This window comes from Arboricoccus pini (assembly GCF_900187945.1).
GTDB classification, from domain to species: Bacteria; Pseudomonadota; Alphaproteobacteria; order Geminicoccales; family Geminicoccaceae; genus Arboricoccus; species Arboricoccus pini.
Genome location: NZ_FYEH01000001.1, coordinates 134,300 through 154,145 on the forward strand (window position 1 = coordinate 134,300; position 19,846 = coordinate 154,145).

Genomic DNA, 19,846 nt, shown 5'->3' on the forward strand with positions numbered 1-19,846 from the left:
TAGCATGGCCGGTCCCGGCAAGCGGCGCGGCGATGAAGGAAATGGGCCGAACAAAGAGCAAGGATAGCTCGTCAGGTTGCGGACGCGCCGGCATCCATTGCCGGCCTGGCCGTTTTTGTCCCGACGGCGGGTTCGTCAACCAAGGGAAAGACTGGCCCCCCGTGATTGCGTTCTTTTAAACATCGAGCGGATGATGCTTCGTCACGGGCAGCACGCTCTTGTGCGTTGATGCCTCGCCCGAACTCGTCCCGGAGCGGCATCGACTGCGCTGGAACCTGGCGGCCGGTGGCCCGGCCCGGGCCACGCGGACCAGTCTGCTCCAACCCGTGCGGCGCGCCGGCCGACCCGCCATGCTCAAGGTCGCCTGCGTGGCGGAGGAGCGGCGGGGCGGGAAGCTGATGGACTGCTGGGCAGGGTGCCGCTCCGGTTCTGGCGATCGACGGCGATGTCCTGCTCCTGGAGCATGCCACGGCAGCGATCGTCGAGGTCGTACAAAGGCTGCACGGGCAAGGTCCGGCACCTGCTTTCCTGCCACCGCTCCGACCTGATTCGCCGATCTCGATGCCGTAGCCGATCACGGGGATTTCTGGATGTCGCAGGCGGCCCTGCTGGCCCGGCAACTCCTGGGGAGTCCGGCCAGGAGGTCGCGCTACGTGGCGACATCGACCATGCCGACATCCTCGATATCTTCGGTAATCCGGACGTCGACCTGTCGTCGTCACCTGTGGCGACACTGCCCCGGCATTTTGTCCGGTCCGGCGCTTAGCACAGGTCAGCCGCATGGCGTCGCTCGATCGCGTCCATCTGTTGCGATAGATTGAAGCGGGGCATGGGCTTCTTCGCGGCCTGAAGCTTGATCGAGGGCGGCCAATCTTCCTTGGAGCGCCAGATCGCCGAGTTGGCGCTTGGCGAACTGGCGGCCGGTTGAGTGGCTCAGTCCCGGGGCAAGGACTTCGGTGATCGGTCACGGGTGAAGAGCTCCTGGGGGCGCTCGACGCCACGAAGCGCATAGCGGCCGACGGAGACCAGGGTCGCCCGGTCGGCCTCGCGCGCCGCCGTCTGGAAGGCGGAGGAGAGGAGGAGGTTGCGCTCCGCCGAGCGGCACATGGTGGCGATCCGGCTGGCCTCGTTCACCGCCGGACCGACCACCGTGAAGTCCAGCCGCTCGGCACTGCCGATATTGCCGTAGAAGACCTCGCCCACGTGCAGCCCGACATAGAGTTCCGTCCAGGGCAGACCGGCCGCGGCCCGGCGTGCGTTCAGGTTCTGCACCCGCTCCTGCGCCAGGTCCTCGGCCACCAGGGCCGCCTTGCAGGCGGCGGCCGGGTCGGGATGCGTGAAGATCGCGAGCGTGCCGTCGCCGATCAGCTTCAAAACGTCGCCTCCTGCCTCGTGGATTGAGGAGACGACGGCGTCCGCATAGTCATTCAAGAGCGGGATGAGCGCCTCAGGTGGATAGGAATCGCTGATCGCCGTGAAGCCGCGAAGATCGGAGAACCACAAGGCCGCGAAGATCTTGTCTGCCACGCCCCGGCTGATGCGCCCGGCCAGCACCCGGTGGCCGGCATCGCGGCCGAGATAGGTCTCGACCAGCGTATCGGCGATCCTTGCAAGCGATGCGCTCTTGATGGCCAGCGCCAGGGAGGCTGTCGCCGATTCCAGCGCGTCATACTGCTCGGCGGTGAAGCCGCCTTCGGCATCGGTGCACCAGGAGGAGAGGATGCAATCCATCTCGCCGATGGCGCGCTCGGCCGCAAAGCGGTGGCAGAGGGCCGCATATTCGGTATGGCCGCCGTCGCGGAGCTCGTCGATCATCGAGAACCCGTTCGGATCGTCGCCCGAAAGATCGAGGCGCAGGCTGGTCTGGCCAGTCTCGATGAGGTGGTAGAGCGGGCTCTTCTGCCACCGTTCCAGGATCTCCGGATCGTCGTCGGTGCGACCATACTCGCTGATGGGACCCAGGCCTTCCTCCCGGCTCCAGCGAAAGATGCGGCCCTCATAGATCGGGTGCAGCGTGTCGACCACCAGATGCGCGCGGCTGAGCGGAATGCCGAGATCGACCGCATAGGCGCAGAACTTCTTGAGGAGTTCGGTTTCCACCGCCCCTGCAAGGCCGGCTGCGGTGATACGGGCGACAAGCTTGCGGCCTTTGTCGTCCCATGCCATGCGCGCCTCCTCCTGCGTTCCGGGTCGGCGGATCGTGCGCCGTTGCCCCTCGTCAATCCCTCTCCGCCGCCTCGGATAAACCTGCTAGGAGGTCCTGCGAGCGGCAGACATAAGGCCGCGCCAATCAAGGGAAAGATCAGTATGGCGGCGACATATGACGACCTCAAGGGCAAGACGGTCGTGGTCACGGGTGGCGGCTCAGGCATCGGCGCTGCGATCGTCGAGGCGTTTTCGGGCCAGGGCGCCAATGTCGGGTTCATCGACATCGCGGACGCGCCGTCCGAGGCGCTGGCCGCCAAGCTGACCTCCAGCGGCGGCCGGGTCCGTTTCGAGCATGCGGATCTGAAGGACATCGATGCGCTGAAGCAGGCGATCGCCAACATCAGGGCCGCCTTCGGGCCGATCCAGATCCTGATCAACAATGCCGCGCATGACGAGCGCCACGCGACTCTCGAGGTGACGCCCCAGTTCTGGGACGATCGGATCGCCGTCAATCTCCGCCATCAGTTCTTCGCGGCCCAGGCCGTCCTGCCCGACATGCAGGCGGCAAAGGCCGGGTCGATCATCAATTTCGGCTCGGTCTCCTGGATGATCGGGCAAGGCGGCATGGCTGCCTACACGGCCGCCAAGTCTGCGGTCCTGGGCCTGACACGCTCGCTTGCGCGGGACTTCGGCCCCTATAATATTAGGGTGAACTCGATCGCTCCCGGCTGGATCATGACCGAGCGGCAGCTTGGGAAATGGCTGACGCCCGCAGGCGAAGAGGAACTGATGCAACGCCAATGCCTAAAGCGCCGGCTGCTGCCGGCCGAGGTCGCCAGAGTGGCGCTGTTCCTTTCCTCCGACGAGGCATCGGCCTGTACCAATCAAAGCTATATCGTCGATGGCGGATGGGTATGAGGGCTTGAATGGGACGAGGCTTTAAGGGTCATGCAGGGATCGATCCCGGCCCGGAACCGGCCGCTGCCGTTCCTGGCGAGCCCAGGGCGACGGAGGGCCCGACAGAGCTGACCCTTTGGGCGACCATTGCTTCGGCCCTCAAGGTCCCGGCCCTCAGGCGGCATCTCCTCGATGGATGAGGCTGCGTCGCTGAAGGGGGCGCCCGCGGCCCTGGCAGCCGAGACGCGCGGTGCGGTGGCGCTTACGTTCGATGAAGCGGATCGCGAAGCGTTTCACCGGCTGAACCAAATCCTGCGCCGTGCGCCGCGCGTGCGCCTGACCGGCTGGCGACGTGCCTGGACGCAGGCTTTGGTCCGGTTGCGCACCCTGGTGGCCGATCGTCGGGTGCGCCCGACCGGCGTCAGTGTCGAGACGCGTGTGGTGACGATCGCCGGGCGCCAGGCGCGCGTGCGCATTCTCAAGGCCCCGGGTCCATTGCAGGGCGTGCATGTCGACATCCATGGCGGCGGCTGGACGATCGGTTCGGCCGCCATGGACGATCCGATCAACCTGCCGATCGTCAAGGAATGCGGCGTGGCCGTCGTTTCGGTCGATTACCGGCTGGCCACGCGCGTGCGCCTGCCAGAAGTCATCGACGATTGCGAGACGGCCCTGGCCTGGGTCCTGGCCTCGCCGGACTTCGCGGGCCTCCCCTTGACGCTGGGCGGCGAATCCGCCGGCGCCCATCTGGCCCTCTCGACAGCGCTTCGCCTGCGCGACAAGGCCGCTATCGAGCGGCTGGCCGGTCTCGTCCTCTTTTATGGCGCCTATGATCTCTCCGGCACGCCCAGTGCCCGGCGGGCCGGCCCCGAGACGCTGATCCTCCATGGTCCGACCCTGGCCGACCTGGTGCCCGCCGTTACCGGGCTGCGCGACCTCGACCGTTTGCGCGATCCCGCCATCTCGCCGCTCTACGCCGACCTGCACGGACTGCCCCCCGCCCTCATGATTGTCGGCACCAACGATCCCTTGCAGGACGACACGTTCTTTTTGCACACCAAATGGCAAAGCCAGTCGGGCAATGCCCTCCTGGTGACGGCACCGGACGCACCGCATGCCTTTAACCGCCTGGGTGGCCGACCGGCCCAGCGCACCAACGCCTTCGTGCGTGCCTGGATCAAGGCCCGGCTGGCGGCGTTGTCCGACAGCAGCACCGCCTGAGGCAGCCGGTTCCTAGTCGAGGAGGGCCGCGATCGTTTCCTCGCCGATGCCAAAGGCCGTCGAGGCGCCACACCCGGCCGTGACGATGACGATCCGCACACCGTCCATCGGCCTGTCGGTCAGCCGCCAGCTGTCCTTGGCCGAGGCATAGGTGCCAACCCAGCGTTCGCGCACGCTCCAGCCCTCAAGGTCGAGCACGGCCTCGAATTCGTCGAGAATCAGCCGATCGACCGCTTCCGGCGCGAAGGGATCCGGTGTCGGCGCGTAATGATGGCTGTCGCCGACGACGAGGCTGCCATCGGCCGACTGGGTGACGATCAGATGCACGCCATTGGCCCGCAAGGCGGCGAACTCGCGATCGAGGCGTGCCTTGAGCGGGGTCGCCTCCGGCAGGTCGGCATAGCCTAGATAGCGTCCGAGGCCCTGATCGGACATGAGTGCTGTCTGGAAGCGGACGGGGCGCTGTGGCTCCAGACGCAGCATATGCAGCTTGCAGCGGGTGAGATTGTAGGCTTGCAGCCGATCGGCGAAGAGCGAGCTGAAATCGTCGCCCGGGCAGACGACGATGCGCGCGGCCGCGATCTCGCCGGCCGATGTCCAGAGCCTGCCGGTCTCAACCGCCTGCACGGCGGTGCGCCACTTGAAGTCGACGCCCAGCCGCTCGGCCAGGAAGGCGGCGAGGCGCGGGATGGCCTCGCGCGATTCCACGCGCACCTCGTGCGGGCTGAAGAGGGCTGCGCGCACGGCCTCGGGCCTAAGGGCGGGGATCATGGCCGCCGCCTCGGCATGGCCGATCCGGCGGCAGCCTTCGCCCATCGGACCGGCCAAGAACGCATCCAGGACCGGGAGGCTTTCCTCCAGTCTTGCCGCGACGACGAGCCCTTCCTGCAGGATGGGGATGCGGGCCTGCGCGCAAAGCTCGCCCCAGACCCGACGCGCGCGCCTTGCCATCTCCCAGCAATCGCCCGCTTCTTGGCCGGTGACCGTCACGAAACCGAAATTGCGTATTGAGGCGCCGTTTGCCTGCGCATCGCGCTCCAGGACGACGACCCGCTGACCCCGCCTCGCCGCCGCATAGGCGTGGGCGAGGCCGAGAATGCCGGCTCCGACGATCGCTACATCGTAGCTTTTCATCGGCCTGTCCCGTCCCTCCGCGATCCGCACCACTTCCTGTCCTTCATGACGCCGACCGGGTCAAGCGGTAGGCCTGTGGTATCTTTCTTGCTCCACGGTCATGGCGGATATAATCGATAAGAGCCCGGCTGCCGCGGGGGCTAAGGGAAGCGAAGGAGACGCGTTCAAGATGTCGACCAACCAACCGTCGGCGGCCAGTGCCAGCCGGGTTTCCCCAAGCGCGGGTGCGGGGGCTTCGCGCCGCCAGGTCCTGAAGGGTGCGGCAGCGCTGGGCGCGGGCCTGTCGATGCCCGCGATCGTCAGCCCCGCGGCCCTTGCCTCGTCGGGCGAGATCAACATTCTGATGTGGTCGGACTATCTGCCGGACAGCTTCAAGGACGCGTTCCTCAAGAAGACCGGCATCAAGATCAACCATACCGGCATCGGCTCCAACGAGGAGGTCATCAACAAGCTCAAGGCCGATGGCGGTCGCGGCTTCGACCTGGTCTCGCCCACCGGCGACCGCGCTCTCCTCTATCAACCTTTGGGCGTGCTCCAGCCCTTCGACATGAAGCGCGTGCCGATCGATCACGTTAACCCGGCCATGGCCAAGATCGGCGAGAATGCCTGGAATTTCGACAAGAGCGGCACGCACTGGCTGCCCAACATGTGGGGCACCGAGGGCATCGCCTGGCGCATCGACCAGTTCAAGCCCGACGGCCAGTTCCCCTCGTTCTTCGATCCCTGGGATGACAAGAACGCCGGCAAGGCCATGGTCCGCGCCCAGTCCGGCCTCGTGGGTGCCGGGCTCGGCCTCGAACGGCTGGGCAAGCTGGCGCCGGGCTCGATGTGGGCCGCCTTCCAGGACCAGGACAAGATGAAGCAGGTCTGGAGCGAGGTGACGAAGTTCTGCATTTCCAAGAAGAAGAACATCAAGGTGCTCTGGAACGACGCCGACGCGCAGAAGAACGGGCTCTTGAACGAGGGTGTCATCGTTGCCCAGACATGGGACGGCCCGCCTCTGGCGCTAAAGACGCAGGGCGAGCCCGTCATGTACCGGGCGCCGGTCGAAGGTGCCCTGGCCTGGGTCGATGGCATGGCCATACCGAAGGAGGCCAAGAACATCGACCAGATCTACGCCTTCATCGAGGCATCCTACGATTCGGCTCTGGCGGGCGAGGCGATCCAGCATCACGGCTATAATTCGCCCGTCCTCGGGGCGGAGAAATACGCCGGCGAGGCCTATGCCAAGAACTTCGCCGACGCCTATCCGGGTGACGCGCTCGCCAAGCTCAATCCCTGGCCGCCGGCCGCCCCCTGGTTCGCCGACGCGCGCACCGAGTTCGTCAACTCGTTCCTCTCCGCCTGAGCCAGCGTCCCTGGTGAGACATGCCGCAGCGCTCCGGTGCTGCGGCATAGGCGCCTGGTACGTAGCGCGCCGCCTTGATTGCTGAGCCCTCCCTAGACGCAAGGCCGCATGACAAAAACCGTCAATCTCGACCACGTCACCATCCGCTTCGGCTCCTATACCGCTGTCGACAATGTCGACCTCTCGATTGCTGGGGGCGAATTCTTCTCCTTTCTGGGCCCTTCAGGTTGTGGCAAGACCACGTTGCTCCGCTGTATCTCGGGCTTTGTCGAGCCGACGGCCGGCCGTGTCCTGATCGGCGGCAAGGACATGCGCGGGATCGGCCCCAACAAGCGCCCGACCGCGCTGATCTTCCAAAACCTCGCCCTATTTCCCCTGATGTCCGTGGCCGACAACATCGCCTTTCCCCTTGAGGTCAGGGGTGTATCGAAGCGCGATCGCCGCCGGCGTGCCGACCAGCTTCTGGAACTGATCGCCTTGGCCGGCCAGGGCGACAAGAAAGTCCAGGAGCTCTCCGGCGGCCAGCGCCAGCGTGTGGCGATCGCCCGAGCCCTAGCCGTCGAGCCCGATATCCTCCTGCTCGACGAGCCGCTCTCAGCCCTCGACCTCAAGCTCCGCCAGCACATGCGCACGGAGTTGCGCGCCATTCAAAAGCAGGTCGGACTGACCTTCATCTACATCACGCACGACCAGGGCGAGGCGCTCATCATGTCCGACCGCGTGGCCGTCATGAGCGCTGGCGTGATCGAGCAGATCGATGTACCGGCTGCCATCTATGACCGGCCGCGCACGAGCTTTGTTGCCTCCTTCGTGGGCGAGACCAATGCGTTGCATGGCAAGGTCGGAGCGCAGGAAGATGACGTCGTCGCCCTCGACCTGCCATCCGGGCGGCGGGTCTTCGGCCTGGCCGGCGGTAATCGCCGTTACCGTCCAGGCGACGCGTGCACGATCTTCATCCGGCCCGAGCAGCTCAAGCTCGCTACCGCCGAGAGCTTTAATCGTCTTCCAGCCAGCGTCATCGACATCGAGTTCGAAGGCAGCACCCGTCATATCCGCCTGGAGGCGGAGGAGGCGCAGCTCCGTCTGACGCTCATGAACGAGGGCACGCCCGCCAGCCTCGCGCCGGGCGACCGACTGGAACTCAGCTTCGATCCCGAGATCGCATCGGTCCTGCCGAGCGGTCCGATGGCAAAGGCCTAGCTCGATGGGCAAGCTCTTCGCCGGGGTCGCTCATCGGCATGGTCTAGGCGTGGCAATCTTCATCGGCAGTGCGATGACGCTCTGGCTCTTCGTCCTGGTCGTCCTGCCGCAGATCGCGATGGTCACCCAATCTTTCCGCTTCAACCTGCCTCCAGCCGAGCAGGGCGGCCCGGCGGACGTCTGGACCCTCTCAAACTATGCCTATTTCATTTTCGGCAACGGCGACGGCCTGAACAGCGTCGATCTCTGGGTGCTGGCGCGCACGATCGGCGTCGCCCTCTTCGTCACCATCATCGACCTTTGCATCTGCTATCCGATCGCCTTCATCCTGGCCCATTCGGCCAAGGGCATGTCGGCGCGGCTCATAGTCTTAGGACTGATCGTCCCCTTCTGGGTCAACGAGATCCTGCGCGCCTTCGCCTTTCGCATTCTCTTCGGCACGACCGGCATGATCAACGAGACAGGCATGGCGCTGGGTCTTTGGGACGTTCCCTTCGATTTCATCCGCGCCAACGTCGCCCTCTATGCGGGCCTCGCCTATGCCTACATCCTCTTGATGATCTTCCCGATCTACAACGCCGTCGAGGCGCTCGACCACAACCAGATCGAAGCGGCACGCGACATGGGGGCTTCCTGGCTGCAGGTGCATCGTCGCGTGGTCCTTCCGTTCGCCAAAGGCGGCCTCGCCTCCGGCGCTACCATGGTCTTCATGCTGACGGCCGGTGCGCTGGCGGCACCGCAGATCCTGGGCGGTCCCTCGTCCTTGTGGTTCACGCAGCTCGTCTATCAATGGTTCAATGACGCGCTCAACTGGCCGCGCGGTTCCGCCTACGCGATCATCCTCCTCGTCGTCTGCATGGCGCTCGTCCTTTTGGGCATGCGGGTCTTCAAGGTGCCGTTCGGGGCGATCGGCAAATGAATGTCGGCAAAGGCCTGAATGTGCTGCTTACGGCACTGTTCATCACCCTTTTCTTCGCCTTTCTCTTCGGCCCGCTGGTGATCATGGTGATCACCGCCTTCAACTCGTCCGTCTTTCCGAGGATCTCGCCCTGGGATTGCTTCACCACGGACTGGTTTCGGACATTGGCCGGCGACCGCATGCTGCTGAGCGGCCTGCTCAACACCATGATCATCGGCGCGGGCGTCATCATCGTGGCCGTGCCGGTCGGCCTTGCCGGCGCATTGGCGCTGGCGGAGGCTTCCGACCGCCTGCGCTCGATCCTCTATACGGTAATGATCGTGCCGATCCTGCTGCCGGGGGTCGTCATCGGCATCTCGACGATCATCTTCTGGAACTGGCTCTCTTATCGCCTGGGCGACCTGGAATTCCTGACCGACGGCATTTTCCTGTCGATCTTGGGCCAGGTGACCTTCATCGCCGCCTACTCGATGCTGGTCTTCACAAGCCGGCTGCAGCGCTATGATTTCGGCCTCACCGAAGCCGCACTCGATCTTGGCGCCACGCCGGGCCAAGCCTTCCGAAAGGTACTCCTTCCCTTCCTGCGCCCCGCCATCGCGTCGGCGGCGGTGCTGGCCTTCCTGTCCTCGGCCGAGAACTACAATACCACGGCATTCACGATCGGGGCGCAAAGCACCTTCACGACCGTCCTGGCCTCGAAGGTGCGCTACGGCATCAACCCCTCGATCTCGGCCGTGGCGGTCATCATCATCGCCATCACGCTCGTCGCCGCCATCATCAACGAAGTCCATGGGCGACGCCGTCACGCTCTCCTCTCGGGTGGCCGTGCCCGCGCTCGCATCATGGGTAATCCCATTCTGTGCATCGCCGGCCATCCGGCCTTCGTCGCCCTTATCCTCCTGGTGGCGATCGCCGCTGCCGTCGTCGCCGGCGGACGATACGATTCATCGGTCTGCACGGCGCGGATCCTGGAGGAAAAGCGTGCCTTGCAGGAAAAGTTGATGCAGCAGATGACCCCTGCCGCTCCCGCGTCAGAGACCACGCCCGCCCCACCCCCGCCGCCAACGAGCCCGCCCTCGACAGGCGGGGGACTTAATCCCTACAGCGGCGTGTTTGGCGGCGGCAGCCTCCCGGGGCCGGCCAACCCGGCGCCGCCCGCAACGCCGCCATCCCCAAGTGCCACGTCCTCGCCGTCGGCCGCTGGCCAGCCGACCAATCCCTATGCCAATGTGTTCTCGCCTGGGAATCTGCCAGGCGCGGCGGCCCCATCGTCACCGCCAGCGCCGCCGTCCACTTCGTCGCCACCTCCCTAGAAGGGGCAGCCTCATGAGCAGCATCGCCATTCGCCACGCCGAGATCGCGGTCAGGGATGGTCGTTTTCATGTGACCGAGGCGGGGGAGGGAGCGCCTTTGCTCCTCCTTCATGGATGGCCGGAATTCTGGCTCACCTGGGAACCGGTCATGCAGAGGCTGGGTGACCGGTTCCGGGTGATCGCCCCCGACCTGCGGGGATTTGGCGCCAGCAGCAAGCCGGCCGGTCCCTGGGGTGCGGCCGAGCATGCGGCTGACATGTTGGCTCTTCTGGAGGCCATGGGCATCGAGCGGCCGGGTATCGTTGGCCACGATGTCGGCGGCGCCGTGATGCTGCCGCTGGCGAGGCTCGCGCCCGAGCGGTTCAACGGGCTGTTCTTTTTCGGCTTCTTTCATCCGGGCATCGGCGCGCGCGCCGGCACCCCCGATCGGCTGAACGAGATCTGGTATCAATCCTTTCATCAGATGCCCATGGCGCCGGCCCTTGTCGGTGCCTCGCGTGAGTCCTGTCGCCTCTATATCGGCCATTTTCTCAGGCACTGGGCCCATCGCAAGGATGCCTTTGACGACGTCCTCGAGGCTTTCGTCGACAATTACATGGAGCCGGGCAACCTCGCGGGCGGCTTTGCCTATTATCAGGCGGCGCATGCGAGCCGAATCGCCGCCATGCGAGGCGACGGCCCGGTTCTGCCGCCGATCACGCTGCCTACTTGCGTGCGCTGGGCCATGAACGACCCGATTTTCCCTTATGCCTGGACCGATCGCCTGGGCGAGATCTTTACCGACCTCGATCTGGCCCCGATCGCCGACGTGGGCCATTTCGCGCATCGCGAAAATCCCGACGAGGCGGCCCGGCTGATCGCCGCCTTCTTCCAGGACCGCGCCTGATTCCTCAGGCGGCTTCGCCCCAGGTGCGGCGCAGGAGGTTCAGCCAGTTCCGGTGCGCGATTTTCTCGATAAGCGCCGCGCCGAAGCCGGCGTTGCTGCAGGCCTCCAAAAGCGCCGGCAGCCCGGCCGCATCGCGCAAAGGCCGGGGAATGGCCGCACCGTCGAAGTCGGAACCCAGACCCACATGGTCCTCGCCCAAGGCTTCGATCAGGGCAGCCAAATGACGAACAATGTCCTCAAGCGGCGTTTCAGGCTCGGTCCGGCCGTCGTCGCGCAGGAACGCGGTAGCGAAGTTGACACCGACCATGCCGCGGCTCTCGCGGATGGCCGCCAACTGCCGGGGCGTGAGGTTTCGGGCATGGGGGCAGAGCGCATGGACGTTGGAGTGGGTTGCAACCAAGGGCGCGTCGCTTAAGGCAGCGACGTCCCAAAAACCGCGTTCGTTCAGATGCGAGAGATCGATCAGGATCTTGAGCTGGTTGCAGCGGCGGATCAGAGCCTTGCCGACTTCCGTCAGCCCTTCGCCCGTGTCGGGCGTGCTGTTGAAGCGGAACGGGACGCCATGGCCGAAGATGTTGGGGCGGCTCCAGACGGGGCCGAGTGACCGCAGGCCGGCGGCATGAAGAACATCGAGCATGAAGAGATCGGGCCCCACCGCCTCCAGGCCCTCGACATGCATGACGGCGGCGATCTTGCCGCTCTGCATCGCCGTTTCGATATCGGCCGCGCTGCGGCAAACCTTGAAATCCTCAGGTGCCCGCTCCTCAATGCGGAGCAGCAGGGCCGCCATCTTGATCGTTGCCTGCTGTGCCGCCGGCAATTCCGGAGTCGGCGGCAGGCGAGCAGACTTGTCCTTCGTCAGTTCGGCGGGATCGGTAAAGACCGTCGAAGGGACGAAGATCGCGAACATGCCTCCGGCAAAACCGCCCTGCCGGCAGCGCGGCAGGTCGAGATGGCCCTCGCCATTGCCCTGCAGGAACACGCTGACAGGGTCCTCGGCTTCGCTGATGAACAGCCGGTAGAGCAGGTCATTGTGACCATCGAAGACGGGCACGGGCTTGGCGGGCGACAGGCTCAAGGCAGGGCAACTCCGAAAACATGCAAGGCTGAAGCCGACGGGTGGACGGCGCGGGTCCGGCCTGCCTAGAACGGGATGTCGTCGTCAAGGTCGTCGGCCACGCTGGGCCGCCTTGATTGGCTTCCACCCGCTGGCTGCGCGCCGCCGCGTGCCGGCTGGCTACGACCACCCGCATAACCCCCGCCGCTCGGGCCGGCATCGTCGTAGTCACCACCAAAGCCGCCCATGTCGTCACCCATTGGGCCACCGCCCTCATCGCCGCGGCCGCCGCCGAGAAGCGTCAGTTCGCCTCGGAAGCGCGAGAGCACGATCTCGGTCGAATAGCGGTCCTGGCCGTTCTGGTCCTGCCATTTGCGGGTCTGGAGCTGACCCTCGACATAAACGGTCCGGCCCTTTTGCAAAAAGCGCTCGGCGATGTCCGCCAGATTCTCGTTGAAGATCACGACGCGGTGCCACTCGGTTTTCTCGCGCCGCTCGCCTGACTGGCGGTCCTTCCAATTCTCCGACGTCGCGATCGAGAGATGGACGATTTTCTGGTTGCTCTGCGTGTAGCGGATCTCAGGATCACGTCCGAGATTTCCGACAAGGATCACCTTGTTGACGCTGCCTGCCATGGCTGTTCCCAACGATCGCTTAAAGGTCTGACACTTATAGACCGCAGTGTCGCTGCTTGTCCCTCCTCACGATGCTAACAAAAGCCTCAGCCTGATTTCACCACCCGGCAATTCGTCGTCTTCTGGGCGGCTATGGTCCAGGTCGCATTGTCGCCCTTGCCCTGTAATTCGTGCTGGCCGGAGGAGTACCGGAAGCCAGACGAGGTGACCTGCTCGGGGAGGACGAGCTCGTTGCCGGACGACGTTGTCACCTGCGCTCGATTATTCTCGAACTGCACGTTCAGGGAGCTGCCGTCGTCACAGGCGAAGCGGGCGGCACGCTCGCCCTCTGGCGCCGCCTGCACCGGGCCGCCGTCGCCCGCGGGCGTACGATCGCCGCTGCAGGCGGCAAGCAGCGGCAGGATAGCCAAGGCAACTAGCATGCGGTGCATGACGGATCCTTAACTCCAATACATGGGCAATGCCTAGTCCCGAAGGGCCGGCGGCTCGGGAGATGGCGCAAGGTTACGAATTTGGCAACCTCGCCCGGCGCGCGAGCTGGTCGGTTCCTCATACTAGTCGTTGCGTCTGCGTAACACTTGCCATCGAACGTAGGCCAACGGCCGGCTGGCATCTTGATGCGAAGGCTTTGTGAGCGATCATGCAGAGCGGAGCGAGCATGCGATGTGAGAGAGCATGTCGTGTCCAGGTTTTAACCAAGTAACCGTAACCCTTAAGCCCGCCCGGCCAGAATGACGGCTGACCATTGTCCCTGGACGCCGGAAGGTCCGATAGCGGACGGCATAGGATCAAACGATGAGAATGAAGAGCGCGCTTCTTCGCCATTCGGCTATTGTCTGCGCCGCGATTGTCGCGTCGACCGCGACGGTGAAGGCAGCCGAGGTCAAGCCGCTGGGTGCCCTGGATATTGGCGTCGGCGGCTATTCCAATTGGTATAGCATTTTTGGCAACATCGGTAACAAGGCAGGTGGCGGCAAGAACGGCACCTACGACTTCTTCACCGATAACGAGATCTACATTTATCCGACCTACAAGGACGCCAATACAGGTCTGGAATACGGTGCCGTCGTCCAGCTCGAGTCCGACACCAATACCAACAACAATGCCGATGAGACCTATGTCTTCGTCAAAGGCAAGTTCGGTGAGGTGCGCGTAGGCGACGGCAACGGCGTCGTCGAGCAGATGGTGACCGGCGCACAGCCCCTCAACAGCTTCACCGGCGGCCTCGACGGCATCGGCTCGGCGGATGATCAGGGTGTCCTGGCCTTCGGCACGAACACCTCCGATGCGACCAAGCTCGTCTATTATTCGCCGTCGTTCAGCGGTTTCCAACTGGGCGTCAGCTTGACCCCCAGCACCAATAGCGGCGGCCAGGACATCAAGACCACCAATGACGAAGGCGACGTGCAGGACGTGGTTGAAGGCGGCCTTGCCTACACCAATCAGTTCGGCGCCCTGGGCATCAAGACTTCAGTGACCGGTGCCGTCGGCCGCTTCTCCTCGGATGACGGACGGAGCCGCGACTATAACCAGATCGCGGGCGGCATTGATCTCAGCCTCTACGGCGTCACATTCGGCGGTGCGATCGGTCACACGAAGGGTGCCCGGCCGTTCTCGACGGCGGCAGGCGATGATGGCGACCTTAATGATGGTGGCTACATCGGCACCTTCGTCTTCGAGCCAGGTGCCAAGCAGACCTTCTACAATCTGGGCGCCACGACGGATGTCGGGCCGGTCAATCTCTCGCTCGTCTATGGTCAGGTGATCTCGAGCAGCGTTGGCGATCCCAACGGCACGCCTAACGGTAGAGATCCCGAGCCGCTGGCTGTCTATGGCGCGGCTTCCGTGCCGGTGGCACCGGGCCTCACGGTCGGTACCGAGGTCGGCTATTTCAACAACCGCGACAACACCTCCGACAATGGTGGCGTGTTCGGTATCGGCGGCGTGCAGCTGGCCTTCTAATGGCGGCCGGCCCCTCGATCTCGCGCTCGAGGGGCCGGCTCCAAATCAAGCTTCGGGCGGTATGCGCAGGGACTGGCCGGGATAGATGTGATCGGCATCCTTCAGCATCGGCCGATTCGCCTCGAAGATCTTGGGGTAGAGGCTGGCCTTGCCATAAACCGACTTCGCGATGGCGGAGAGCGTATCGCCCTTCTTGACCGTATAAAAGCTGCCCTCGGGCGCATTGTCCGCTGTTTTGATGTTGGAATCGACGGCGGCGATGCCGGCTACATTGCCCGCTGCCAGGATCGCCTTGTCGCGCGTCTCGGCGTCGGCGGCCTCGCCCGTCACCTTGGCGGTCTTGCCATCGACGGTGACGTTCAGTCCGGTGAGTTTCAGGCCCAGTCGGATCAGTTCCTCGGTGATGGAGCTGGCTTCCGGCGGCGGCGGTGCCGGCTTGCTCTCGTCCTGCACGGCGTCGGGCTTACTTTCATGCCCCGCGCTCAAAAGGCGACCGGCACTCTCGATGAAACTAATCAAACCCATGGACCTGACTCCTTGCTTTGGGTCTTCCTAACGGCGAGGCTTGGGCCAGGTTGCGAGCGATGCGGCTGGGCGGCCTTGTTCTCGCCCGCCCTCGGGCGCATCTATGGGTTGCCCCGATGCCGGTCTGCTCCGGCTATCCCGATCATCGCCGGACCTGCCCATGGACGACTTTATCCGCATCCGCGGCGCGCGCGAGCATAACCTTAAGGGTGTCGACGTCGACATTCCGCGGCACAAGCTCGTCGTCATCACCGGCTTGTCGGGGTCGGGCAAATCGAGCCTGGCGTTCGATACGATCTATGCCGAGGGCCAGCGCCGCTATGTCGAGAGCCTCTCGGCCTATGCGCGCCAGTTTCTCGAACTGATGCAAAAGCCGGATGTCGATCTGATCACGGGCCTCTCGCCCGCAATCTCCATCGAGCAGAAGACGACCTCGAAGAACCCGCGCTCCACCGTCGCCACGGTGACCGAGATCTACGACTATATGCGCCTGCTCTGGGCGCGTATCGGCATCCCCTATTCGCCGGCCACGGGCTTGCCGATCGAAGCGCAGACGGTCTCGCAGATGGTGGACCGCGTCATGGCGCTCCCCAAAGGCTCGCGCCTCTATATTCTGGCGCCCATCGTGCGTGGCCGGAAGGGCGAGTACCGCAAGGAATTGCGCGACCTGCAGCGCCAGGGCTTCCAGCGGGTGCGCGTCGATGGCGAGCTCTACGATGTCGAGGACGTCCCGGCCCTCGACAAGAAGAAGAAGCACGAGATCGAGGTCGTGGTCGACCGCCTCGTCACCGACAAGGACAGCGCGCAGCGTCTGGCCGAGAGCATCGAGACGGCGCTGAACCTTGCCGACCAGCAGCTCGTCATCATGGATGCGGGCTCGGGCGAGCGCACGGTCATGTCGGCAAAGTTCGCATGTCCGGTCTCGGGCTTCACCTTGCCCGAGATCGAGCCCCGGCTTTTCTCGTTCAACAATCCCTATGGCGCCTGCCCGGTCTGTGACGGCCTGGGCCGCAAACTCCTGATGGATCCCGAGCTCGTTGTACCCGACCAGGACAAGAGCCTCGACCAGGGCGCGGTGGAGCCCTGGGCGTCGCAGACGATGATGTATTACCCGCAGGCCCTGGCGTCGATCGCCAAGCATTACGGCGCCGACACGACCACGCCCTGGCGAGCGCTGCCGGAGAAGGTGCGGGACGTCATCCTGCATGGGTCGGGCAAGGAGCCCGTGCCGCTGGAGTTTGAGGACGGGCTCCGGCGGCTCAAGACCGACAAGCCCTTCGAGGGCGTGCTCCCCAACCTGCAGCGGCGCTGGCGCGAGACCGACTCGGTCTGGATGCGCGAGGAACTCTCCAAGTATCAGAGTTCCTCCTCCTGCGAGGCCTGCAGCGGCTACCGCCTGAAGCCGGAGGCGCTTTGCGTCAAGATCGACAGGCTGCATGTGGGCGAAGTGACGGGGATGTCGATCCGCGATGCGGCCGACTGGTTCGAGGCGCTGCCGGCCAAGCTCTCGGCCAAGCAGAACGAGATCGCCACGCGCGTGCTCAAGGAGATCCGCGAGCGCCTGGGCTTCCTTAACAATGTGGGCCTTTCATACCTGACGCTCGCGCGCGATTCGGGCACGCTCTCCGGCGGCGAGAGCCAGCGCATCCGCCTGGCCTCGCAGATCGGCTCGGGCCTGACAGGCGTCCTTTATGTGCTGGATGAGCCCTCGATCGGCCTGCATCAGCGCGACAATGACCGGCTGCTCGAGACGTTGCGCAACCTGCGCGACATCGGCAACACGGTCATCGTCGTCGAGCATGACGAGGACGCCATCCGCATGGCCGATCATCTGATCGACATGGGGCCTGGCGCCGGCGTGCATGGTGGCCTGGTCGTGGCCGAGGGCACGCCCGAAGAGGTGATGGCCAAGTCCGAGAGCCTGACCGGCCAGTATTTGACCGGCCGGCGCGAGGTGCCCATTCCGGCCAAGCGGCGAACCGCCAAGCAGGGTCGGTGGCTGGAAATCACGAACGCCACCGCCAACAATCTCCAAGGCGTTTCGACGCGCTTTCCGCTCGGCACCTTCACCTGCGTCACCGGCGTCTCCGGCTCCGGCAAGAGTTCGCTCGTCCTGGACACGCTCTATCCGGCCCTGGCCAGGAAATTGAACGGTGCCCGTGCTTTACCGGGTCCGCACGACGCGCTCGAAGGCGTCGAGTTCCTGGACAAGGTTGTCGACATCGACCAGTCGCCCATCGGCCGCACACCGCGCTCCAACCCCGCGACCTATACGGGCGCCTTCACGCCGATCCGCGACTGGTTCACCGAGCTGCCGGAATCGAAAGCGCGCGGCTACAAGGCCGGCCGCTTCAGCTTCAACGTCAAGGGGGGCCGCTGCGAGGCCTGCCAGGGCGATGGCGTCATCAAGATCGAGATGCATTTCCTTCCCGACGTCTTCGTCACTTGCGACGTCTGCAAGGGCAAGCGCTTCAACCGTGAGACGCTCGAGGTCAAATATCGCGACAAGTCAATCGCCGACGTGCTCGACATGACCGTCGAGGACGCCGTCGAGTTCTTCAAGGCCGTGCCGTCGGTGCGTAACCGTATCGAGACGCTCCTCAAGGTGGGCCTTGGCTACGTCAAGATCGGCCAGCAGGCGACGACGCTCTCGGGCGGCGAGGCGCAACGCGTCAAGCTCGCCAAGGAGTTGGCGCGGCGGGCCACCGGTCAAACCATCTACATCCTGGACGAACCCACGACGGGGCTGCATTTCGAGGACGTCCGCAAGCTGCTCGAAGTACTGCATGCCCTGGTCGACCAGGGCAACACAGTGGTTGTGATTGAGCATAATCTCGAAGTGATCAAGACGGCGGACTGGCTCATCGACATCGGTCCCGAGGGCGGCTCGGGCGGCGGCCGCATCGTTGCGGAGGGCACGCCCGAGGACATTGCTCTCGCCGAAGCCAGTCATACGGGCCTCTATCTGGCGCGCATGCTGCCGATCTTGAAGAAGGGCAGGCGCGGCAAGAGGAGCGCCTAGGGCGGGCCCCGACGCGCTATTTTCTCATAGCGCTTAATGAGGCGATCACGCCTGAGCTTTGAGAGCCGCTCCAGCCAGAAGACGCCGTCCAACTGATCGATCTCATGCTGAAGGCAGCAGGCGAGAAAACCTTCGGCCTCCAATCGGTGAGTCGCCCCGCTCAGATCCTGATAGGCAATAAGGACGCGGGCAGGGCGCAGAATGGTTTCCCGCACGCCCGGCATCGAGATGCTGCCCTCCTCGAACCGTGCGCTGTCGGCGCTGGCTTCAAGGATCGCCGGGTTGACGTAGGTGACAGGCCCCTGACCCAGGTCAATCACGGTGATTCGCTGCAGCACGCCTACATGCGGGCCGGTGATCCCAACCCCTTCGGCGGCGCGCATGCTCTCGAGGAGGTCGTCCGAGAGGGCCTGAAGTTCGGGGTCGAACGCTGTTACGGGCGCACAGGGCTGACGCAGGCGGGGGTCGGGATGGAGGACGATCGGTCGGGCCGTCATCGGGAGGAGCTCAAGGGATCAGCCGGTCGCGGCGCAGTTGTTCGAACAAGGCAAAAAACGCATCGTCGGTCGACTGGTAGCCCGTCCATCCGAGTCGGCGGCTCTTCGACATGTCGGTTACCACTTCGATCGGCCGGCCGAGATCGGCGTCCGTGTGCCAGGGCGAGGCCAGCCGGTCCAAAGCGGGCTCGGCCAGGTCGTAGCGCCGGGCAATATCGCGCCAGATGGGGCCATCCTCGGCCATCACCTGCTCGAGCGGCCGTACCGTCCCGTCGAAGGGCTCGGCCTTGATGCCGAACCAGCCGGCCAGCCGCTCCCACATCCATTGCCAGCGAAAGACGTCGCCGTTCACGACGTTGAAGGCCTCGTTCGCCGCTGCCGGGGTTGTTGCCGCCCAGAGCATATGCTGGCCCAAAAGCCGCGCATCTGTCATGTCGACGAGGCTCGTCCATTGTGTAGCCACGCCGGGAAAACGGAACGGCCGTCCGGTCTCGCGGCAGATCGTGGCATAGACCGCAAGCGTCGTGCCCATGTTCATGGCATTGCCGACGGCCTTGCCGATCACCGTATGCGGCCGGTGCACGCTCCAGGCAAAACCGTCCTCCTTGGCGGCAGCGAAAACCTCGTCCTCCTGGGCATAGTAGAAATTGTCGATGGCAAGCCGGCCCTGCTCCTCGCGGAAGGGCGTCTGCGGCAAGGTCCCCTTACCATAGGCCTCGAAGGGGCCGAGATAGTGTTTCAGGCCCGTCACCAGGGCCACATGGCGGACCGAGCCCGCGGGGCGAAGGGCTTGAAGGGCGTTCCGCACCATGGCGGCGTTGACGCGGATATTTTCGGCCTCGGTTGGCTGCCGCAGCCAGCTTGCCAGGATGACGAGCGATGGCTTGACCCCCTGGAGGGCCAACTTCAGACCGTCCGGATCGAGCAGGTCGGCCGCAACCGGTGTCACGCCCGCCTGCGGCACGGGCCGCCGCGCCAGCCCAGTCACCTCAAGGCCCGCTTCCGTCAGCACCTTGGCGGCAGCGCTGCCGATGATACCGCTGGCGCCGATGATCAGGGCATTCTCTGCCATGCGCATTCCT

The 19,846-nt window shown here is 64.8% G+C and carries 18 protein-coding genes; 10 read left to right on the forward strand and 8 right to left on the reverse strand.

Features of this window, described 5'->3' with window-relative positions:
- Positions 1-218: 218 nt before the first annotated feature.
- The gene (locus CFB17_RS20015; protein WP_207761875.1) at positions 219-548 is read left to right on the forward strand and encodes an aminoglycoside phosphotransferase family protein; all 330 of its coding nucleotides are present in this window, start codon (positions 219-221) and stop codon (positions 546-548) included.
- A gap of 385 nt (positions 549-933) precedes the next feature.
- Here the strand turns inward: CFB17_RS20015 and CFB17_RS00650 are convergent, their stop codons facing one another.
- The gene (locus CFB17_RS00650) at positions 934-2,166 is read right to left on the reverse strand and encodes an adenylate/guanylate cyclase domain-containing protein (RefSeq protein ID WP_088559469.1); all 1,233 of its coding nucleotides are present in this window, start codon (positions 2,164-2,166) and stop codon (positions 934-936) included.
- 141 nt (positions 2,167-2,307) lie between these two features.
- On the opposite strand from CFB17_RS00650, the gene CFB17_RS00655 reads away from it, so the two are divergent.
- Together CFB17_RS00655 and CFB17_RS00660 are read left to right on the forward strand one after the other, a co-directional pair.
- Positions 2,308-3,066: an SDR family NAD(P)-dependent oxidoreductase gene (locus tag CFB17_RS00655; RefSeq protein WP_088559470.1), complete on the forward strand. Its 759-nt coding sequence runs from the start codon at positions 2,308-2,310 to the stop codon at positions 3,064-3,066.
- Between the two features lie 171 nt (positions 3,067-3,237).
- Positions 3,238-4,266: an alpha/beta hydrolase gene (locus CFB17_RS00660; RefSeq protein WP_088559471.1), complete on the forward strand. Its 1,029-nt coding sequence runs from the start codon at positions 3,238-3,240 to the stop codon at positions 4,264-4,266.
- 12 nt (positions 4,267-4,278) lie between these two features.
- On the opposite strand, the gene CFB17_RS00665 is transcribed toward CFB17_RS00660, so the two are convergent.
- The gene (locus CFB17_RS00665) at positions 4,279-5,400 is read right to left on the reverse strand and encodes a TIGR03364 family FAD-dependent oxidoreductase (RefSeq protein ID WP_088559472.1); all 1,122 of its coding nucleotides are present in this window, start codon (positions 5,398-5,400) and stop codon (positions 4,279-4,281) included.
- 169 nt (positions 5,401-5,569) lie between these two features.
- On the opposite strand from CFB17_RS00665, the gene CFB17_RS00670 reads away from it, so the two are divergent.
- The 5 genes from CFB17_RS00670 (at position 5,570) to CFB17_RS00690 (ending at position 11,066) form a co-directional block, all read left to right on the forward strand.
- A complete protein-coding gene (locus CFB17_RS00670) occupies positions 5,570-6,748 on the forward strand; it encodes an ABC transporter substrate-binding protein (RefSeq protein ID WP_088559473.1) in 1,179 nt (392 codons plus the stop codon).
- A 108-nt stretch (positions 6,749-6,856) separates the two neighbouring features.
- Positions 6,857-7,948 carry an ABC transporter ATP-binding protein gene (locus CFB17_RS00675; RefSeq protein WP_088559474.1) on the forward strand — a complete coding sequence of 364 codons (1,092 nt, stop codon included), beginning with the start codon at positions 6,857-6,859 and terminating at the stop codon, positions 7,946-7,948.
- A 4-nt stretch (positions 7,949-7,952) separates the two neighbouring features.
- Entirely contained in the window at positions 7,953-8,867 is a 915-nt protein-coding gene (locus tag CFB17_RS00680) for an ABC transporter permease (RefSeq protein WP_088559475.1), read from the forward strand.
- On the forward strand, positions 8,864-10,180 hold the full coding sequence (locus CFB17_RS00685) for an ABC transporter permease (protein WP_088559476.1): 1,317 nt from the start codon (positions 8,864-8,866) through the stop codon (positions 10,178-10,180). Before CFB17_RS00680 ends, CFB17_RS00685 begins: the two co-directional genes overlap by 4 nt.
- 13 nt (positions 10,181-10,193) lie before the next feature.
- Entirely contained in the window at positions 10,194-11,066 is an 873-nt protein-coding gene (locus CFB17_RS00690; RefSeq protein ID WP_088559477.1) for an alpha/beta fold hydrolase, read from the forward strand.
- 4 nt (positions 11,067-11,070) lie between these two features.
- Here CFB17_RS00690 and CFB17_RS00695 read toward each other — a convergent pair whose 3' ends face one another.
- From CFB17_RS00695 to CFB17_RS00705, 3 genes are all read right to left on the reverse strand, one after another.
- Positions 11,071-12,138, reverse strand: coding sequence for a dipeptidase (locus CFB17_RS00695; RefSeq protein WP_088559848.1), 1,068 nt, complete (start codon positions 12,136-12,138; stop codon positions 11,071-11,073).
- 71 nt (positions 12,139-12,209) lie between these two features.
- The gene (ssb, locus tag CFB17_RS00700) at positions 12,210-12,758 is read right to left on the reverse strand and encodes a single-stranded DNA-binding protein (protein WP_088559478.1); all 549 of its coding nucleotides are present in this window, start codon (positions 12,756-12,758) and stop codon (positions 12,210-12,212) included.
- Positions 12,759-12,844: 86 nt separating this feature from the next.
- Positions 12,845-13,189: an MliC family protein gene (locus CFB17_RS00705; RefSeq protein WP_088559479.1), complete on the reverse strand. Its 345-nt coding sequence runs from the start codon at positions 13,187-13,189 to the stop codon at positions 12,845-12,847.
- A 364-nt stretch (positions 13,190-13,553) separates the two neighbouring features.
- Between CFB17_RS00705 and CFB17_RS00710 the strand changes: the two genes are divergently transcribed.
- Entirely contained in the window at positions 13,554-14,720 is a 1,167-nt protein-coding gene (locus tag CFB17_RS00710) for a porin (RefSeq protein ID WP_088559480.1), read from the forward strand.
- A gap of 45 nt (positions 14,721-14,765) precedes the next feature.
- Here the strand turns inward: CFB17_RS00710 and lysM are convergent, their stop codons facing one another.
- Positions 14,766-15,245, reverse strand: a complete 480-nt coding sequence (gene lysM / locus CFB17_RS00715) for a peptidoglycan-binding protein LysM (RefSeq protein WP_088559481.1) — start codon at positions 15,243-15,245, stop codon at positions 14,766-14,768.
- A 160-nt stretch (positions 15,246-15,405) separates the two neighbouring features.
- On the opposite strand from lysM, the gene uvrA reads away from it, so the two are divergent.
- Positions 15,406-18,267, forward strand: coding sequence for an excinuclease ABC subunit UvrA (uvrA, locus tag CFB17_RS00720; protein ID WP_088559482.1), 2,862 nt, complete (start codon positions 15,406-15,408; stop codon positions 18,265-18,267).
- Here uvrA and CFB17_RS00725 read toward each other — a convergent pair.
- Both CFB17_RS00725 and CFB17_RS00730 read right to left on the reverse strand, forming a co-directional pair.
- A complete protein-coding gene (locus tag CFB17_RS00725) occupies positions 18,264-18,764 on the reverse strand; it encodes a peptide deformylase (RefSeq protein WP_088559483.1) in 501 nt (166 codons plus the stop codon). The two genes, uvrA and CFB17_RS00725, sit on opposite strands and share 4 nt — an antisense overlap.
- A gap of 10 nt (positions 18,765-18,774) precedes the next feature.
- The gene (locus tag CFB17_RS00730; protein WP_088559849.1) at positions 18,775-19,836 is read right to left on the reverse strand and encodes an SDR family oxidoreductase; all 1,062 of its coding nucleotides are present in this window, start codon (positions 19,834-19,836) and stop codon (positions 18,775-18,777) included.
- Positions 19,837-19,846 lie beyond the last annotated feature (10 nt).

Bases quoted from the DNA above. Each gene is read 5' to 3' on its own strand.
- CFB17_RS00650 (WP_088559469.1), bottom strand. From the start codon at position 2,166: ATGGCATGGGACGACAAAGGCCGCAAGCTTGTCGCCCGTATCACCGCA.
- CFB17_RS00655 (WP_088559470.1), top strand. From the start codon at position 2,308: ATGGCGGCGACATATGACGACCTCAAGGGCAAGACGGTCGTGGTCACG.
- CFB17_RS00660 (WP_088559471.1), top strand. From the start codon at position 3,238: ATGGATGAGGCTGCGTCGCTGAAGGGGGCGCCCGCGGCCCTGGCAGCC.
- CFB17_RS00665 (WP_088559472.1), bottom strand. From the start codon at position 5,400: ATGAAAAGCTACGATGTAGCGATCGTCGGAGCCGGCATTCTCGGCCTC.
- CFB17_RS00670 (WP_088559473.1), top strand. From the start codon at position 5,570: ATGTCGACCAACCAACCGTCGGCGGCCAGTGCCAGCCGGGTTTCCCCA.
- CFB17_RS00675 (WP_088559474.1), top strand. From the start codon at position 6,857: ATGACAAAAACCGTCAATCTCGACCACGTCACCATCCGCTTCGGCTCC.
- CFB17_RS00680 (WP_088559475.1), top strand. From the start codon at position 7,953: ATGGGCAAGCTCTTCGCCGGGGTCGCTCATCGGCATGGTCTAGGCGTG.
- CFB17_RS00685 (WP_088559476.1), top strand. From the start codon at position 8,864: ATGAATGTCGGCAAAGGCCTGAATGTGCTGCTTACGGCACTGTTCATC.
- CFB17_RS00690 (WP_088559477.1), top strand. From the start codon at position 10,194: ATGAGCAGCATCGCCATTCGCCACGCCGAGATCGCGGTCAGGGATGGT.
- ssb (WP_088559478.1), bottom strand. From the start codon at position 12,758: ATGGCAGGCAGCGTCAACAAGGTGATCCTTGTCGGAAATCTCGGACGT.
- CFB17_RS00705 (WP_088559479.1), bottom strand. From the start codon at position 13,189: ATGCACCGCATGCTAGTTGCCTTGGCTATCCTGCCGCTGCTTGCCGCC.
- CFB17_RS00710 (WP_088559480.1), top strand. From the start codon at position 13,554: ATGAGAATGAAGAGCGCGCTTCTTCGCCATTCGGCTATTGTCTGCGCC.
- lysM (WP_088559481.1), bottom strand. From the start codon at position 15,245: ATGGGTTTGATTAGTTTCATCGAGAGTGCCGGTCGCCTTTTGAGCGCG.
- uvrA (WP_088559482.1), top strand. From the start codon at position 15,406: ATGGACGACTTTATCCGCATCCGCGGCGCGCGCGAGCATAACCTTAAG.
- CFB17_RS00725 (WP_088559483.1), bottom strand. From the start codon at position 18,764: ATGACGGCCCGACCGATCGTCCTCCATCCCGACCCCCGCCTGCGTCAG.
- CFB17_RS00730 (WP_088559849.1), bottom strand. From the start codon at position 19,836: ATGGCAGAGAATGCCCTGATCATCGGCGCCAGCGGTATCATCGGCAGC.